Source organism: Methylobacterium sp. V23 (assembly GCF_002917135.1).
Classification (GTDB): Bacteria; Pseudomonadota; Alphaproteobacteria; order Rhizobiales; family Beijerinckiaceae; genus Methylobacterium.
In genome coordinates this window covers 1-1,138 of the sequence record NZ_PDHT01000130.1, presented here as the reverse complement: position 1 = coordinate 1,138, position 1,138 = coordinate 1, and the positions used below count along the sequence as shown (strand labels likewise).

Annotated in this window: 1 protein-coding gene; it reads left to right on the top strand. The window is 71.3% G+C overall.

All coding sequences use genetic code 11. The features are described from left to right. Positions 1 to 9: 9 nt before the first annotated feature. On the top strand, positions 10 to 1,077 hold the full coding sequence (rfbB, locus tag CRT23_RS27605) for a dTDP-glucose 4,6-dehydratase (protein WP_103712642.1): 1,068 nt from the start codon (positions 10 to 12) through the stop codon (positions 1,075 to 1,077). The last annotated feature ends 61 nt before the right edge of the window (positions 1,078 to 1,138 follow it).

The window sequence follows — 1,138 nt, the reverse complement described above, 5'->3', positions numbered from 1 at the left end:
TTTCATCCCATGCGCATCTTGGTGACGGGCGGCTGCGGCTTCATCGGATCGGCCCTGGTCCTGCACCTGGTGCAGGAGCTCGGACACGAGGTGGCGACGCTCGACGCGCTGACCTACGCGGCCAACCCGATCTCGCTCCAGCCGCTGGCGGACAACCCGCGCCACCGCCTGGTGGAGGCCGACATCTGCGACCCGGGGGCCGTGCACGCCTTCTACGCCGACTTCCGGCCCGAGGCCGTGATGCACCTGGCCGCCGAGAGCCATGTCGATCGCTCGATCACCGATCCGGGCGCCTTCATCCGCACCAACGTGGTCGGCACCCAGGTCATGCTCGACGGGGCCCGCAGCCACTGGGACGGGCTGAGCGGCGAGGCCAAGGCGGCCTTCCGCTTCCTGCACGTCTCCACCGACGAGGTCTACGGCTCGCTGCCGCCGGACGGCTTCTTCACCGAAGCCAGCCGCTACGACCCGCGCTCGCCCTACTCGGCCTCCAAGGCCGCCTCCGACCACCTGGCCCGCGCCTGGCACGAGACCTACGGCCTGCCGGTCCTGGTGACGAACTGCTCGAACAACTACGGCCCGCGCCACTTTCCCGAGAAGCTCATCCCGCTGATGATCCTCAACGCCCTGGAGGGCAAGCCGCTGCCCGTCTACGGCGACGGCCTGAACGAGCGCGACTGGATCCACGTGGAGGACCATGCCCGCGGCCTCGTGGCGGTGCTGGAGAAGGGGCGGATCGGCGAGACCTACCTGCTGGGCGGGCGCGCGGTGCGCAACAACCTCGCCGTCGTCAAGGCGCTCTGCGCCGCCTTCGACCGCCTGCGCCCGGACCACGCCCCCCACGACCGGCTGATCACCTCCGTCGCCGACCGGCCCGGCCACGACCGGCGCTACGCCATCGACCCGTCCAAGGCCGAGGCCGAGCTCGGCTGGCATCCGACCAAGGACTTCGAGCGGGCCCTGGAGGAGACCGTGCGCTGGTACCTCGCCAACGAGGCCTGGTGGCGTCCGATCCGCGAGGGCCGCTACACCGGCGAGCGCCTCGGCCTGGGCACAGCCCCCACCAGCCGCGCCTGAGCCAATGCCCGAACCCATGGACATCCTCATCCTCGGCGGGGCCGGCCAGGTCGGCACCGAG